The sequence below is a fragment of the Sulfuriferula nivalis genome (assembly GCF_009937995.1).
Lineage (GTDB): Bacteria > Pseudomonadota > Gammaproteobacteria > Burkholderiales > Sulfuriferulaceae > Sulfuriferula > Sulfuriferula nivalis.
This window is the reverse complement of the sequence record NZ_AP021881.1, coordinates 447201-462736: the sequence shown is the minus strand read 5'-3', so window position 1 is coordinate 462736 and position 15536 is coordinate 447201. Positions and strand designations below refer to the sequence as shown.

Annotated in this window: 14 protein-coding genes; 4 read left to right on the top strand and 10 right to left on the bottom strand. The window is 48.8% G+C overall.

Annotation, left to right across the window (positions count from 1 at the left end):
* Nucleotides 1-13 precede the first annotated feature (13 nt).
* The 4 genes from SFSGTM_RS02440 to SFSGTM_RS02425 are packed head-to-tail and all read right to left on the bottom strand — an operon-like array spanning nucleotide 14 to nucleotide 3594.
* Nucleotides 14-712, bottom strand: a complete 699-nt coding sequence (locus tag SFSGTM_RS02440; RefSeq protein WP_174237386.1) for an ABC transporter ATP-binding protein — start codon at nucleotides 710-712, stop codon at nucleotides 14-16.
* A gap of 2 nt (nucleotides 713-714) precedes the next feature.
* On the bottom strand, nucleotides 715-1854 hold the full coding sequence (locus tag SFSGTM_RS02435) for an efflux RND transporter periplasmic adaptor subunit (protein ID WP_162083771.1): 1140 nt from the start codon (nucleotides 1852-1854) through the stop codon (nucleotides 715-717).
* Nucleotides 1851-2225, bottom strand: a complete 375-nt coding sequence (locus tag SFSGTM_RS02430) for a hypothetical protein (RefSeq protein ID WP_162083770.1) — start codon at nucleotides 2223-2225, stop codon at nucleotides 1851-1853. The genes SFSGTM_RS02435 and SFSGTM_RS02430 overlap by 4 nt, the downstream gene beginning before the upstream one ends.
* Complete coding sequence (locus tag SFSGTM_RS02425) at nucleotides 2218-3594, bottom strand: TolC family protein (protein ID WP_162083769.1); 1377 nt, start codon at nucleotides 3592-3594, stop codon at nucleotides 2218-2220. The genes SFSGTM_RS02430 and SFSGTM_RS02425 overlap by 8 nt, the downstream gene beginning before the upstream one ends.
* Before the next feature lie 26 nt (nucleotides 3595-3620).
* Here SFSGTM_RS02425 and mutM point away from each other — a divergent pair, with 26 nt between their 5' ends.
* Together mutM and SFSGTM_RS02415 are read left to right on the top strand one after the other, a co-directional pair.
* On the top strand, nucleotides 3621-4439 hold the full coding sequence (gene mutM / locus SFSGTM_RS02420) for a bifunctional DNA-formamidopyrimidine glycosylase/DNA-(apurinic or apyrimidinic site) lyase (protein WP_162083768.1): 819 nt from the start codon (nucleotides 3621-3623) through the stop codon (nucleotides 4437-4439).
* Nucleotides 4440-4509: 70 nt separating this feature from the next.
* A complete protein-coding gene (locus SFSGTM_RS02415) occupies nucleotides 4510-6471 on the top strand; it encodes a dynamin family protein (protein ID WP_162083767.1) in 1962 nt (653 codons plus the stop codon).
* Nucleotides 6472-6548: 77 nt separating this feature from the next.
* Here SFSGTM_RS02415 and SFSGTM_RS02410 read toward each other — a convergent pair whose 3' ends face one another.
* From SFSGTM_RS02410 to SFSGTM_RS02385, 6 genes are all read right to left on the bottom strand, one after another.
* On the bottom strand, nucleotides 6549-7829 hold the full coding sequence (locus SFSGTM_RS02410) for a dihydroorotase (RefSeq protein WP_162083766.1): 1281 nt from the start codon (nucleotides 7827-7829) through the stop codon (nucleotides 6549-6551).
* Nucleotides 7829-8779, bottom strand: coding sequence for an aspartate carbamoyltransferase catalytic subunit (locus SFSGTM_RS02405; RefSeq protein WP_162083765.1), 951 nt, complete (start codon nucleotides 8777-8779; stop codon nucleotides 7829-7831). The genes SFSGTM_RS02410 and SFSGTM_RS02405 overlap by 1 nt, the downstream gene beginning before the upstream one ends.
* Nucleotides 8776-9276 carry a bifunctional pyr operon transcriptional regulator/uracil phosphoribosyltransferase PyrR gene (pyrR, locus tag SFSGTM_RS02400; RefSeq protein ID WP_162083764.1) on the bottom strand — a complete coding sequence of 167 codons (501 nt, stop codon included), beginning with the start codon at nucleotides 9274-9276 and terminating at the stop codon, nucleotides 8776-8778. The genes SFSGTM_RS02405 and pyrR overlap by 4 nt, the downstream gene beginning before the upstream one ends.
* On the bottom strand, nucleotides 9263-9709 hold the full coding sequence (gene ruvX / locus SFSGTM_RS02395) for a Holliday junction resolvase RuvX (protein WP_162083763.1): 447 nt from the start codon (nucleotides 9707-9709) through the stop codon (nucleotides 9263-9265). Before ruvX ends, pyrR begins: the two co-directional genes overlap by 14 nt.
* On the bottom strand, nucleotides 9702-10265 hold the full coding sequence (locus tag SFSGTM_RS02390; RefSeq protein WP_162083762.1) for a YqgE/AlgH family protein: 564 nt from the start codon (nucleotides 10263-10265) through the stop codon (nucleotides 9702-9704). Before SFSGTM_RS02390 ends, ruvX begins: the two co-directional genes overlap by 8 nt.
* Nucleotides 10266-10345: 80 nt before the next feature.
* Nucleotides 10346-10717 (bottom strand): rhodanese-like domain-containing protein, encoded by a 372-nt coding sequence (locus SFSGTM_RS02385; protein WP_162083761.1) that lies wholly within the window; start codon nucleotides 10715-10717, stop codon nucleotides 10346-10348.
* A gap of 244 nt (nucleotides 10718-10961) precedes the next feature.
* Between SFSGTM_RS02385 and metH the strand changes: the two genes are divergently transcribed.
* Entirely contained in the window at nucleotides 10962-14651 is a 3690-nt protein-coding gene (gene metH, locus SFSGTM_RS02380; protein WP_162083760.1) for a methionine synthase, read from the top strand.
* Nucleotides 14641-15525, top strand: coding sequence for a DMT family transporter (locus SFSGTM_RS02375; protein ID WP_162083759.1), 885 nt, complete (start codon nucleotides 14641-14643; stop codon nucleotides 15523-15525). Before metH ends, SFSGTM_RS02375 begins: the two co-directional genes overlap by 11 nt.
* The last annotated feature ends 11 nt before the right edge of the window (nucleotides 15526-15536 follow it).

Sequence of the window (15536 nt, the reverse complement as noted above, 5' to 3'; positions counted from 1 at the left end):
ACTTTATTGCAAATCAAGATAAATCACCTTCTGGTTTGCCATCGTAAACCATCTCGCCATCCTTGAACCGCACCAACCGCTGGGCATATTTGGCAACATCAGCTTCATGCGTAACGATGATGACAGTAATGCCAGTGCTGTTCAGTTCAGTAAATAAACGCATGACTTCATCGCTGGTATGACTATCAAGATTGCCCGTAGGCTCATCCGCCAGTATCAGTCGTGGCGTATTAGTTAAAGCACGCGCAATAGCCACGCGCTGTTGTTGCCCACCTGAAAGTTGATTGGGGTGACGATCGCCCAAGCCAGCCAACCCAACTTGCGCCAACATTTCATCAGCGCGCTGTTTGCGCTCACTGCCACTGGTGCCCTTGTAGAGCATAGGCAATGCCACGTTATCGCGCACATTCAAACGCGGCAACAAATTAAAACCCTGGAATACAAAACCTATAACACGGTTACGCAAAGCCGCCAGCGCATCAGATGACAATTTAGACACATCTTCGCCATCCAGTTTGTATTCGCCACGACTGGGATAATCCAGACAGCCGAGCAGATTCATCAAAGTAGACTTGCCGGAACCAGACGGCCCCATGATGGCAACAAACTCTCCTGAGGATATAGTCAAATCCACCGATTTCAACGCAACAAACACACCCGCCTCGGTCGCATAATCCTTGCCTAACTGCTTAACCTCTATTACATGGCTCATGATTAGAATAATCGCTGCGTTTGCTTAGATTTATCGTTCTGTTCAGCCTGTTTGTCGCCCACGATTACCTCATTACCCGCAGCCAGAGCGCCACTCACCACTTCGGTCTGCTTATTATCCGTCATGCCAGACTGGAGCTTGATGGCCACCGGCTTACCTGCCTGCAATACATACACACCCGTACCCGCTGGACGATGTGGTTTATCGGCCGACTTGTCGGTTTCTTCCGTGGGCTTAAAGCGTAACGCCGCATTTGGCACAAGTAACACATTATTACGCCGATCAATTTCAATATTGACATAAGCCGTCATACCAGGAAGCAGCACAAAATCCGGGTTATCCACGGCAACCACTACATCATAAGTCACCACATTTTGCTGACTGGTAGGATTAAGACGTATTTGTCGCACCTTGCCTTCAAAATTGCGATCCGGGAATGCATCAACAGTAAAACGTGCAGGCTGCCCGACTTTAATCCCGCCCACGTCCGCTTCCGCAACGGTGGTATCAATTTGCATTTTGCTCAAATCCTGACCAATCTTAAACAAAGTCGGCGTCTGGAAACTTGCTGCAACCGTTTGCCCCACGTCGACAGAACGATCTATCACCGTCCCAGAAACAGGCGAACGGATGACGCTATAAGCCAAATTAGTCTGATCACGCACTAATTGCGCCTGCGCTACTGCCAGCTGTGCGCGGGCACCCGCTACTACATCGTCAGCCTGATCAACATCCTGACGCGCTACGTAATCCAGTTTTAATAAATTATGCTGGCGCATAGCCAGCGTTTGCGCCAGCTTCAAAGCAGCTTGCGCACGAGTCACATTGGCACTGCTTTGCGCAATTTGCGCCTGTAATAATGCGGGATCCAGCTCCAGCAGTATTTGCCCAGCCTTAACTTTCTGGTTGTAATCCACATGCAATGCCTTCACCACCCCTGAAACCTGCGTACCCACATTAACCAGAACAACCGGGTTTAACGTACCATTCGCCGAAACATTACGCACCAGATCACCACGCACCACTTCTGCCAACCGATAACGATCCATAGCTGGCTTGGCATTCTTACCTTGCACATACACATAAGCACCACCCGCCAGAACTAACACCGCGATAATCCACGCTGACTTACTTAATTTCATACATCTTCCTTATTGGCTTGCCGATCAAACGCCCGCTCTGCCTCTGCTAAATGGGTAATGAGTATATGCGACAAAATATTAACCCCGACTCCTGCCGATACCAATGGCAACAAGTAGAGAGCCACAGACAATTCTGATGCAAACAGTTTGTCATCCCATACCGAAGCGGTATGTTGTGCGGCATAAGCAATATGATGTAACAAAACGGCATCGATTCCCGCCACCGCGACCAGAGCAAACCCCAGCAATGCAACTGTAGTACGTGAAATAGAGCGCTTAACCATCATCACCACATAAATCATCCCCGGGATGAAAAAAGAAAATGCGATGACCGCCGCAAACTCAAAACGAAACTGCCAGTCATTACTCATCCAGCCGCCCTACCGCTTGCGCCAGTGCAACCTTGGCAATACGCAAATTATATTGCGCTTGAATTTGCTGACTACGCGCACTCGCCAAACTAGCCTGCGCATTAAGCACGTCCAGAATATTGCCTACCCCGGCTCGATAACGACCCAACGCCATGTCATTTGAAGCAGTCGCACTCACAACCAGATCAGCACTGGCTTTAAGCGCATTCGATTCAGTCGCTAAATTTTGCCATGCACGCCATACATCTAGCGCTACCTGATTACTTAACTGCGCTTGCTGCGCTTGCTGAACCAACACTTGCGCCTGAGCTGTACGTATCTTGTAGGCGGAATTGAATCCGGTAAAAATCGGCACGTTCACCGCTAAACCGATACTGTTACCTGTACCGTTAATACTGCCATTATCTTGGTAATTAGTGCTGCCTATCAGTGACAGCGTAGGCATACCAGCTGCTTCATTGAGTCGCACCTGGGCTTGTGCAGCACGCAGTTGCGCGGCTGCAGCTTGCAAATCGGGACGCTGTTGCTGTGCTTGAACAATCAAATCGCGCACATTACCAGTAAGATTTTTTAGTGCCAAATCATCAGCAGGTGGCGTTAAATTCAGTGACTGATCTGCGTCCAGACCCACCGCATTAGTCAACACACCCTGCGCCACACGCATGTCACCTTCAGCACGGAGGCGATTGAGTTGCGCTTGACTGTAAGCAGTTTGGGCTTGCAACACATCAGCCCGAGTGTTCACCCCTGCTTGATAACGTCCAGTAGCTGCATCCAGACTCAACTTGGCAGATTTTTCTGCTTCAACCAACGAGGTCACTTGTGCCTGACTTGCAAAATACTGGTAATACGCCTGCACCACCGCGAGATAAACGCTATTTACAGCCTGATCCTGATTTCGGTTAGCTGCATCCAGGCTAGCCAATGCCGCATCGCGTTGTGCACTACGTGTACCAAAATCAAACAACAGGTAATTAAGTGATAAACCAAAGCTGCGATTAGTAGTATTCAATCCTGTTAACAGGCTACGATCTCGACTGAGATTAGCTGTACCATTTACGCTAGGCAAATAGCTACTCTGCGCACTACCCAACTGCCCCGCGGCAACTTGCGCGCTCGCCCATGCGCTGCGTGTTTGTGGATTATTACAAAGTGCTGTATTGACCACATCAAGCAAATTCATTGCGCCTGCCGGCAACACGCAATCATGCTGGATATAACCCGTCACATTCGCCGCAACTTTATCGTGCGTGGCAAATGGATCCATGCTTAACATACTACTCGACTGCAATTTCAAGCCCTCATCCGCAGCCTGTGCCGCGAATGCGAGACAACTCAATACATAAATTAAATTTCGGTTAAACTTCATCGATTACGCTTTCGTTATATATAACCATGCCTGAATTACCAGAAGTAGAAACCACACGCCGTGGCTTATTGCCACATGTTGTCGGGCACACCATACAACAGATCGTCGTGCGCAACCCCAAACTGCGCTGGCCAGTACCGGAAAATCTGCCACAACTTACTCAGTTGCAAACTATACAGGCGTTAAGCCGGCGCGGTAAATATTTACTCGTCCAATTAGACCACGGCACCATATTGATACATCTTGGCATGTCAGGCAGTTTGCGCATACTAGACAGCGCTACGCCCGCAGGAGTTCATGATCATATCGATATTGTGCTGCAAAATCAGCAATGCATACGCCTGCGTGATCCGCGCCGATTCGGTGCGGTATTATGGGCAGAAAACAACCCACTGAATCACGCTTTACTGGTGAATTTAGGCGTAGAGCCACTCACGGATGATTTTAACGGCGACTATTTATATATGAAATCACGTGGCCGCAGCAGCTCGATTAAAAGCTTTATCATGGACAGTCATCACGTAGTTGGTGTCGGCAATATCTACGCTAATGAATCACTGTTCCACGCTGGTATCCACCCCGAACTCGCAGCAGGAAAAATTAGCCGCCCCCGTTATGTACGCTTAGTTGAATCTATCAAAAACACGCTGGAAAAAGCCATCACGGCAGGCGGTAGCACTTTACGTGATTTTGTTGGTAGTGATGGTGCATCAGGTTATTTCCAGCAGCAATATTTCGTCTATGGCCGCACCGACCTAACCTGTCATCAATGTGGGCAATTGATACGCCATTTACGTCAAAACCAGCGCAGTACTTTTTATTGTGCTCAGTGTCAGAAAAAATAGGCACAAGGTTTACAATTTTGGCTATACTTATCAAATAATTAAAACCGTACATTACTAGGGGCGAAGACAGATGTCCAACTTAAGTTTATCCGAACAATTCGAACAATATAGCGCTTGGCGTGAACAGCTTTCTACCCAGATCGGGCATTATCGGCAATGGCTGACCAACGAAGAAATCAGTGACTGGCAAATTGACCTGCGTTTGCAACACCTGATAGATCGTCTGGCTGAAGACAAGCTTAACGTTGCGTTTGTTGCTGAGTTTTCACGTGGCAAATCCGAATTAATTAATGCAATCTTTTTTGCTGATTACAAAAAACGTCTATTGCCTTCGACTGCTGGCCGCACCACCATGTGCCCGACCGAATTGCTCTACGATGGCAGCCGCCCTCCATCCATACAGTTACTGCCTATCGCCACACGCGCAGGCAATGTAACCACCACCGAATACAAACGTTACCCTGACGAATGGACAACCATACCATTAGATGTAGATTCAGCAGACTCCATGCTGGAAACATTACAGCGCGTCAGTGAAACCCAGCGTGTCAGCAAAGATGAAGCCGAAAAATTCGGCCTGTACCGTGCACAGGATGCGGACTCGTTATTGACTGTAGATGCTGAAGGCATGGTAGAAATTCCACGCTGGCGCCATGCGATTATCAATTTTCCACATCCTTTGCTGGAAAAGGGATTGGTCATTCTTGACACACCAGGGCTGAATGCGATTGGTACAGAACCAGAACTGACATTAAACCTGCTGCCTAACGCTCACGCGATTATTTTCATACTGGCGGCCGATACTGGCGTCACCAAATCTGACATTGAAGTATGGCGCAGCCATATTGCACCTATGCAAGGTGGACATCGTGGCCGTTTAGTCGTACTCAACAAAATTGATAGCCAGTGGGATGAACTCAAAACCCAGGATGCTATAGATGCTGAAATTCAGGGTCAAGTCGTCAGCTGTGCCAATCTGTTAGGGTTGGAAAACAAGCAAATTTATCCAGTTTCTGCACAGAAAGGTCTGTTGGCGAAAATCAACAATGACCACGAGCTATTGGTAAAAAGCCGTTTGCTAGAACTGGAACATGCACTCAGCGACGAGCTCATCCCGTCCAAACAAGACATCGTGCGCGAAAATACTGCCGGTGAAATGGATGATCTGATGACCAGCACGCGCGGCCTGCTTGGCGCACGCATGAACAATATAGACGAACAACTGCTGGAACTGACAGGCTTGCGCGGTAAAAATGAAGAAGTCGTGCAACACATGATGGCCAAGGTAGAAGAAGAAAAAGCGCACTTTGAACGTGGTCTGCAACAATTCCAGGCATTACGCAGCGTATTTTCACAACAATCAAATGTCCTGTTCAGCCACTTAGGTATGGAACGGATCAAAGCCGAAGTCCGTGACACGCGCATAGCCATGGAAAAAAGTCGCTTCAGTGCCGGATTACGCAGCGCCATGAATGGTTTCTTCTCCAAAGTCGATGAAAATATCACTCACTCAGCGACTCAAATCGAAGAAATCAAGGAAATGATGGCTGCGATGTACAAAAAATTCAGCAGTGAGCACGGCTTGACCGAGGTGACACCACCGACCTATTCCACCTTTAAATACAAGAAGGAAATGGACAGACTGGAAAAAACCTACAACGAGCATTTCAACACCTTGCTCAATATGCTGACCAACGAACAGTACACACTCACGGCCAAATTCTTTGAAACGCTGGCGAGTCGTGTAGTGAACATCTATGAAGTCGCTAATCGTGAAGCCGACAGCTGGCTGAAAGCAGTGATGGCACCGATGGAAACGCAAGTACGTGAACACCAAATGCAGTTACGTCGCCGCCTGGAAAGCATCAAACGCATCCACAAAGCCACTGACACACTGGAAGACCGCATTGCGGAGCTGGAAGAAATGCGCCATAACATCGACAAGCAACTTGAAGCACTGAATCGTTTGGAAAGTGATATTAAACACGCTTTGATTGCATCACTTAGCAAAGTTCAAGCTATCGCAGCCTGAGTGTTTTAACCGTTAAAAAGCCACTTACGCAAGTAAGTGGCTTTTTATTTTTGCGTACAAATCAGCAAATGTAACGCTTATTTTTTCGCCTCAAACACCACTTGCCCATCAACCAAAGTAAACGTTACCGCACCTTGCATTTCATAACCCAGAAACGGGGTGTTTTTACCCTGACTTCTGAGATTAGCCGGAATAACTTGCCAACGAGATTCAGGGTTGAAAATACACACATCTGCAACCTGCCCAACAGTTAAGTGCCCCGCATCCAGACCCAGTATTTGTGCAGGATGATGCGTGATACGCGCTAGCGCATTGGCCAAACTTACACCCTGATCCTGCGCCCACTTCAATGCCAGCGGCAACAACAACTCCAGCCCGGTCGCACCGGCTTCAGCTTCGGCAAATGGCATTTGTTTGGCATCATCATCGACAGGTGTGTGATTCGAGCACAGCGCATCTATCGTTCCATCCGCCAGACCTGCACGTATTGCTTCACGGTCACGGGTAGAACGTAACGGTGGGCTCAGATGATAGTTAGGATCGAAATAACCGATGTCCATTTCCGACAAATGCAAGTGGTTGATACTGACGTCGCAACTGATATTCAGCCCTTCCGCTTTCGCACGACGCACCATATCAACCCCCTGCGCTGAGGATAATCGACACAAATGCACTCGCGCATTGGTTTCTCGCACCAGCAGCAAGATAGTCGCAACTGCAACTGTTTCTGCACTCACAGGAATAGCCGGCAAACCCAGCCGTGTTGCGACGAATCCGTCATGCGCAACCCCACCTTTAGCAAGGTAGGCATCTTCTGGACGCAACCACACAGTAAATCCGAACGTCGAAGCATATTCCAGTGCGCGTACCAATACTTGCGTATCACTTATGGGTGCATCAGCTTGGGAAAAGCCGACGCAACCTGCATCACGCAATTCAGCCATCTCAGTGAGTCGCAAACCTTCCAGTTTTTGTGTCAACGCTCCGATAGGATAAACACGCGCCTGATTCAGATTTTTAGCACGAAACTTCAGCATCTCAACCAAGCCGGGCTCGTCTAATGGCGGATCAGTATCTGGTGGGCAAGCCAGGCTGGTCACGCCACCTGCACACGCAGCATTCATTTCCGACTCAAGCGTTGCGCGATATTCGAAACCTGGCTCACGTAATCGCGCAGCCAGGTCAACCAGACCGGGACAAACAATCTGATTCGTCGCATCGATCACACGATTAGCCTGAAAACCTGCTGGCATTGCACCGATACTCACTATTTTTCCAGCCGCGATATAGACATCAGCAATACTGTCGAATTGTGTTTTAGGGTCTATAACACGCCCATTACTAATTTTTATTTTCATTAGTTCCCCGCCAATATGCTCATGACCGCCATACGTACAGCGATACCATAGGTCACCTGTGGCAATATCACAGACTGTTTGCCATCTGCGACAGATGAGTCAATTTCCACACCACGGTTCATAGGACCTGGATGCATAACGATGGCATCTGGACGCGCTAACGCCAGTTTTTCCTGAGTCAGACCGTAGTATTTGAAATACTCTTGCGAGCTGGGCAGGCGCGCACCACGCATACGTTCATTTTGCAAACGCAACATGATTACCACGTCCACGTCTTTCAACCCTTGCAGCATGTCGTGATACACATGCACACCCATTTGCTCAACACCGACAGGCAATAGCGTTTTAGGGGCAATGACACGCACTTCAGGCACGCCCAGTGTAGTCAGCGCATGGATTTGTGAACGTGCAACACGCGAATGCAGTACATCACCAACAATAGCGACACGCAGGTTATGAAACTCACCCTTGTATTTACGGATGGTAAACACATCCAGCAATCCCTGGGTGGGATGCGCATGACGACCATCGCCTGCATTTACCACGTGTATATGTGGCGCCACATGCCGCGCAATCATATGTGCTGCACCCGATTGTGCATGCCGCACAACAAACATATCAGCTTGCATGGCAGCTAAATTATCCACCGTATCCAGCAAGGTCTCGCCCTTACTTTGGCTGGATGCGTTGATATTAAGGTTAATGACGTCTGCCGAAAGTCGCTTTGCTGCGATTTCAAAAGTCGTACGTGTCCGTGTCGAAGGTTCGAAAAACAAATTAAAAATTGCCTTGCCGCGCAACAAAGGTACTTTTTTAACCTCCTGCTCACTCACTGAAATAAAACCCTCAGCAGTATCAAGAATATGCGTCAAAATCGCACGTGGCAGCCCGTCTATAGTCAATAAATGCCGCAAGCTGCCGTCAGCATTAAGTTGAGGGTTAATCGTCATGAGATATCCACTAATTTCAAATCAAGTTGTAAGTCACCATCACGCACCAGATGTATATGCTGATGACCAGGTACGTGCAATGCCGCACCGACAAAATCGGCAGCAATCGGCAATTGCCGGTCGCCAACCCGGTCTATTAGCACAGCCAGTCGAATTTTCGCAGGACGACCATAATCAAACAAAGCATTCATCGCAGCACGCACTGAACGGCCTGTATAAAGCACATCATCTACTAACAAAATATCTCGGCCTTCAACCTCAAATGGCAAACGGGTAGGCTTTACCTGTGCATGCAAGCCTATACGCTCAAAATCATCCCGGTAAAATGAAATATCCAAACTGCCATGCGGCATGTTTCCGTCCAGTAAAGGATGTAAGTGCTCCGCCGCCCATACCCCTCCAGTATGCATACCGACCAACACGGTATTGCTGGTTAGAGTAGGCTTAATAGTGGCGGCAAGCTGCGCGATTAAACTGTTTGCGCTAGGTAAGTTCATGAGCTGAATCCGATTCATCAAAATATTGTTGCAAAATCTGTTGCGCGGCGACCTGATCTAACATCGGCTTTTGTTTACGGCCGCGGACGCCCTGCTCATTCAAGACGCTGCTTGCTGCCACTGAGCTGTATCGTTCATCGACCCAAAACACAGGCAATCCAAAACGACCATGCAATCGATTAGCGAAGCGCAAACAGGTAGGTGCAAATTCATGCTGTGCACCATCATCGTATTGTGGCATCCCCACTATTAACGCCACAGGCCGCCACTGGCTGATGAGCTCAGCAATTCGGGCAAAGCGTGCTGTATTTATTTCGCTGCTAATTGTTTCCAGTGGGTGCGCCAATCCCAATTCCCACGTACCGACTGCCACACCCACTCGTTTAAGTCCAAAATCAAAACCAAGCAATGTGCCTGATTTCAACTCAGGCATGCCCAGCTTCTTCCGATAAACTGGCGAAATCCACACCCAGCAAGTGCATTGCCGCAAGCAAACGTTCTTCAGCGGGTAAATCAAATAACACATGTGTATCGGCTGCTACAGACAACCATGCATTTTGCGCCATTTCGTTTTCCAGCTGCCCTGCATCCCAGCCAGCGTAACCCAGCGATACCATTAATCTGGCTGGCCCATGACCTTCTGCCAGCGCTTCCAGTATATCTTTAGAAGTCGTCAAGCCAACACCATCAAGCACTTCCAGAGTGGCTTGCCAGTCACCCACAGGCTGATGCAACACAAAGCCACGCCCAGCATCAACGGGCCCGCCAAAATAGAGGTGATCAGCAGCAATATCAGGATAGGTAAGAGGCACATCGATCTGCTTGAATAAATCAGTCATATCGATATCTAATGGTCGATTCACTATGATGCCTAACGCACCTTGTTCATTATGTTCGCAGATATACGTCAACGTGCGTGAAAAACGCTCGTCTTCCATGCCGGGCATGGCAATGAGAAAGTGTCCAGTGAGGTCGATAGTTTGTGTCATATGCTGATTGTAACGACCTCGAGCGAGAAGTACAATTTTTCATCGTTGCGATAACGATGGAATCAGTATCCAGCCTGTTGTTACGCGGGCATATGCAACAATCGTTGCCTGTCCTCCAGCCTGTCAGTGAAATGACTAACCAGCTCCACATGGCCACCTTTCAAGTTATAAACTTGCTGGTAACCTAGTTCTATCGCCAGTTCACATGCCACACAGGAACGATTACCAGAGCGGCACACAAATATCACAGGTTCTTCTTGCGACGCAACAGCGAACAATTCATCAGCAAAATTAAGATTGTCGTCCCAATCACCCGTGTACAACGGCACATGCTTGGAACCATGCACATACCCATATTCATCACGTTCGTTTGCGAATCTGACATCGACAACGGTTGCATGTGGGTTTGTCGACAAAAATTCCGACAAATCTTGTGAGTTTATGTCCATCATGACTTCCACTCCTTTACTAATAAATGTCACTGTTTTAAAAAGGAAAAATTTATTTCGCCTATACTTACAAAAGACTGAACCATGCTAACAAACTTTATATTTTTTGTCATATTTTTATTTTAAATCACATAGTTAAACTGTAATAATCTATCTTACATTACACATTTAACGCTCAGCAGTTCATCTAGTTTAAACGGCTGAATCCACGTATCATAAGCAGCTTTCCGTCATTCTCGTTTTCGCCATGACTAATCGCACCGATCTACTACTCGCCGCACTAAAAAACCGCATACTCATCCTTGATGGCGCGATGGGAACGATGATACAAAGCTACAAACTGGAAGAGGCAGACTATCGGGGCACACGCTTTGCTGATTTTGCGCATGACCTCAAGGGCAATAACGACTTGCTGTGTCTGACCCAACCCCATATTATTCAAGCAATACATAGTGCATACCTGCAAGCAGGTGCAGACATACTGGAAACCAACAGCTTCAATGCCACCGCAATTTCCATGGCTGATTACCACATGGAAGATCTGGTATATGAGCTCAATCATGCAGCTGCCAAATTAGCCCGTACCGCTGCGGATGAATACACTAGCAAAACACCTGACAAACCACGTTTTGTCGCGGGCATATTAGGCCCGACCAGCCGTACTGCAAGTATGTCCCCTGACGTCAACGACCCTGGCTTTCGCAATGTCAGTTACGATGAGTTAGTTAACACTTACACCGAAGCAATCCGAGGATTGATCGATGGCGGTGTGGACATACTCATGGTTGAAACCATTTTTGACACACTTAATGCCAAGGCTGCGTTATTTGCAGTTCAACAGTTCTTTGACAAGCATAATCTATGCCTGCCGATTATGATTTCCGGCACGATTACTGATGCTTCAGGGCGCACACTGTCTGGGCAAACAACCGAAGCCTTCCTCAATTCTGTACGCCATGTGAAGCCGTTATCTATCGGGCTAAACTGCGCGCTTGGTGCGGCAGAGTTACGCCAGTATGTCGAAGAGTTATCTAACAAGGCTGATTGTTACGTTTCGGCACACCCTAACGCTGGTTTGCCCAACGCTTTCGGCGAATATGACGAATCCCCCGCAGCCATGACTGCGCACATAGCGCAATGGGCTCAAGCTGGCATGCTCAACGTTATCGGCGGTTGCTGTGGCACTACGCCTGCCCATATTTCTGCGATTGCCGAAGCCGTAGCGAAATATCCGCCACGTCAAATACCCGACATCGAGCATAAACTGCGCATCTCGGGTCTGGAACCGTTCAATCTTGGTGCAGGTGATTTATTCGTCAACGTCGGCGAACGCACCAACGTCACTGGCTCAAAAATGTTCGCGCGTTTAATCATCAACGAGCAATATGACGAAGCCCTAGCTGTAGCACGACTTCAAGTCGAAGCAGGTGCGCAAATCATCGATATCAACATGGACGAAGGCATGCTCGATGCAGAAGCAGCCATGGTGCGTTTCTTGAACCTCATCGCCTCCGAACCCGATATTGCTCGTGTACCCATCATGATCGACTCGTCCAAATGGTCTATCATAGAAGCGGGTCTGAAATGCGTGCAAGGCAAATGCATCGTCAACTCAATTTCCATGAAAGAAGGCGAAGCAGAGTTTCTCGCCCGCGCCAAGCTGTGCATGCGCTATGGCGCGGCAGCCGTGGTGATGGCGTTTGATGAAATCGGTCAAGCTGACACGCAAGCTCGTAAGGTTGAAATTTGCACACGCGCTTACAAACTACTCACCGAACAACTCAACTTTCCGCCTGAAGACATCATCTTCGACCCCAACATCTTTGCTGTGGCGACAGGTATCGAAGAGCACAACAATTACGCGGTGGACTTCATCGAAGCCACTCGCGAAATCAAGCGCACTCTGCCTTATGCCAAAATTTCAGGTGGCGTGTCCAACGTATCGTTCTCGTTCCGCGGCAATGAGCCAGTACGCGAAGCAATCCATACCGTATTCCTCTACCACGCCATCAAAGCAGGGATGGACATGGGCATCGTCAACGCCGGACAACTTGGCGTTTATGACAGCATTCCAGCTGATTTACTTGAGCGCGTCGAAGACGTTATTCTCAACCGTCGCCCTGACGCAACTGAACGGCTGGTTGAATTCGCCGATAGCGTCAAAGGCACAGCCAAAGAACAGATAGAAGACCTGAGCTGGCGCGAATTACCTGTGGAAGCGCGACTCTCACATGCGCTGGTCAAAGGCATCACCACTTATATTATCGAAGACACTGAAGCCGCACGGTTACAGGCAGAACGCCCTATCCACGTCATCGAAGGCGCGCTGATGGCGGGTATGAATGTGGTTGGTGATTTGTTTGGTGAAGGCAAAATGTTCCTGCCACAGGTGGTCAAATCCGCCCGCGTCATGAAACAAGCTGTTGCCCACCTGATTCCATACATTGAAGAAGAAAAAGCGCTGAGTGGTGAATGCAGTCAGGCCAAGGGCAAGATCATCATGGCAACCGTCAAGGGTGACGTACACGATATCGGCAAAAATATCGTAGGCGTAGTGCTGGCCTGCAACAACTATGATGTTGTCGACCTGGGAGTTATGGTACCTGCGGCAAAAATACTGCAAGCTGCCATCGATGAAAAAGCAGACATCATCGGGCTGTCAGGTCTGATCACACCGTCACTGGAAGAAATGGCGCATGTCGCCAAAGAAATGGAACGCCTGGGCATGAAGCTACCACTGCTCATCGGTGGCGCGACCACTTCGCTGGCTCATACCGCTGTCAAAATCGAGCCTAATTACAGCGGCACAACGGTATACGTCAAAGACGCATCACGGGCAGTCGGCGTATGTACACAACTGCTCTCACCTGAGTTGCATGATGCGTATGTCGCTGAAGTTAAAGCTGATTACATCCGCATCCGTGAAAGTCATAAAGGCAAGAAGGCTCAATCCAAACGCGCCACGCTGGCGCAAGCTCGTGCCAACGCGCTGGTGACTGACTGGAAGCTATACACGCCGCCGGTGCCAAAAACACTGGGTATACAAACATTCACCGACTATCCGCTTGCGGAAATCGCAGCCTTCATCGACTGGACCCCTTTCTTCCAGACCTGGGAGCTGCACGGACGTTACCCAAAAATACTTGATGACGAAATAGTCGGCGTGGAAGCGCGCAAATTATTTGCTGATGCTAAAGCCATGCTCAAGCGCATCATCGACGAAAACTGGCTGCACGCTAACGGCGTAATCGGACTATTCCCAGCCAATCGCGTCAACGACGACATCGAAATTTATACCGATGAAAGCCGCAGCACCGTCGCAATGACTTACCACGCACTACGTCAACAAATGGAAAAACCGCCAGGCCGCCCGAATATGTGTCTGGCCGATTTTATCGCCCCTAAAGATAGTGGCGTGGCAGACTACATTGGTGGTTTTGCAGTCACGTCGGGCATGGGCATGGACGAGCGAGTCGCAGCCTATGAAGCTGATCTGGATGATTACAATGCCATCCTGTTCAAAGCATTGGCTGACCGCTTTGCCGAAGCCTTTGCCGAATGCATGCATCAACGCGTACGACGCGAATTCTGGGGTTATGCGCCAGATGAAGCCTTAAACAATGATGACCTGGTTGAGGAAAAATATCGCGGCATCCGTCCTGCACCTGGCTATCCTGCGTGCCCAGAACACAGTGAAAAAGCAGGTTTATTCGAACTGTTGCATGCAGTTGAAAACACTGGCATGCAGCTTACCGAAAGCTACGCCATGATGCCGGCTTCCAGCGTCTCAGGATTTTATTTTTCTCATCCTGAGTCCAGTTACTTCGCTGTCGCCAAAATCGACCGTGACCAACTGGAAAATTATGCACAGCGCAAAGGCTGGGACATCACTACTGCTGAACGCTGGCTGGCGCCCAACCTGGGCTATGACACCTAAATCACCTGGCGTCATAGCCGCTTATTTTGGCGTTATCGCTATCTGGTCAACTACGCCGCTTGCTATTAAATGGAGCGGCATAGGCGCTGATTTTATTTTTCCACTACTGATCCGCATGAGTCTGGGCATGGCGCTGTGCTTCATTCTACTCGCTGCATTTCGCATACGCCTACCCATCAATCGCGCTGCCATCCACGCTTATATTGCTGCGGGTTCCGGCATAGGCGGGGCAATGGCACTGGTGTATTGGGGTGCTGCGAAGGTACCATCAGGTTTGATTGCTGTCCTGTTTGGTTTGGTACCATTATTTACCGGCATCATCACCACATTACAGGGTAAAGATGAACGTCTGACTGGCAAAAAAATAGCAGGCATAGTGTTAGGCTTAATGGGGTTAAGCGTAATTTTCGGCGCGGGTACTCATATCGCACCAGATGCCATGCTTGCCTTTTTCGCCATACTCGCAGCTGTTATTACCCAATCCGCCAGCCTAGTCTGGGTAAAACAGGTAAGCACAGCGATACATCCGCTGGCACTGACTACTGGTGCGCTGTGCTTAGTGGTCGCTTTGCTTCTACCTGCCTGGTGGCTGGCATTCGGACACATACCACACTGGTCAACCCTGGCTGCTGTGTCCACGCTTTATCTAGGCATATTCGGCTCAGTACTCGGCTTTACCTTATATTTTTTTGTTACCCAACAACTTGCAGCGAGCCAAGTGGCATTAATTACTATGATTACCCCTGTTACTGCGTTATTAATAGGTCTATGGCTGAATCATGAAAGCACTCACTGGCAAGTATGGCTAGGCACTGGTTTAATTTTGTTAGGTCTCACACTGCATCAACGACAACCCATACGCGTGTTAAAATAAACACTACTTTT

Excerpts from the sequence above, each read along its gene's own strand:
- SFSGTM_RS02440 (WP_174237386.1), bottom strand. The coding sequence starts at position 712 with ATGAGCCATGTAATAGAGGTTAAGCAGTTAGGCAAGGATTATGCGACC.
- SFSGTM_RS02435 (WP_162083771.1), bottom strand. The coding sequence starts at position 1,854 with ATGAAATTAAGTAAGTCAGCGTGGATTATCGCGGTGTTAGTTCTGGCG.
- SFSGTM_RS02430 (WP_162083770.1), bottom strand. The coding sequence starts at position 2,225 with ATGAGTAATGACTGGCAGTTTCGTTTTGAGTTTGCGGCGGTCATCGCA.
- SFSGTM_RS02425 (WP_162083769.1), bottom strand. The coding sequence starts at position 3,594 with ATGAAGTTTAACCGAAATTTAATTTATGTATTGAGTTGTCTCGCATTC.
- mutM (WP_162083768.1), top strand. The coding sequence starts at position 3,621 with ATGCCTGAATTACCAGAAGTAGAAACCACACGCCGTGGCTTATTGCCA.
- SFSGTM_RS02415 (WP_162083767.1), top strand. The coding sequence starts at position 4,510 with ATGTCCAACTTAAGTTTATCCGAACAATTCGAACAATATAGCGCTTGG.
- SFSGTM_RS02410 (WP_162083766.1), bottom strand. The coding sequence starts at position 7,829 with ATGAAAATAAAAATTAGTAATGGGCGTGTTATAGACCCTAAAACACAA.
- SFSGTM_RS02405 (WP_162083765.1), bottom strand. The coding sequence starts at position 8,779 with ATGACGATTAACCCTCAACTTAATGCTGACGGCAGCTTGCGGCATTTA.
- pyrR (WP_162083764.1), bottom strand. The coding sequence starts at position 9,276 with ATGAACTTACCTAGCGCAAACAGTTTAATCGCGCAGCTTGCCGCCACT.
- ruvX (WP_162083763.1), bottom strand. The coding sequence starts at position 9,709 with ATGCCTGAGTTGAAATCAGGCACATTGCTTGGTTTTGATTTTGGACTT.
- SFSGTM_RS02390 (WP_162083762.1), bottom strand. The coding sequence starts at position 10,265 with ATGACACAAACTATCGACCTCACTGGACACTTTCTCATTGCCATGCCC.
- SFSGTM_RS02385 (WP_162083761.1), bottom strand. The coding sequence starts at position 10,717 with ATGATGGACATAAACTCACAAGATTTGTCGGAATTTTTGTCGACAAAC.
- metH (WP_162083760.1), top strand. The coding sequence starts at position 10,962 with ATGACTAATCGCACCGATCTACTACTCGCCGCACTAAAAAACCGCATA.
- SFSGTM_RS02375 (WP_162083759.1), top strand. The coding sequence starts at position 14,641 with ATGACACCTAAATCACCTGGCGTCATAGCCGCTTATTTTGGCGTTATC.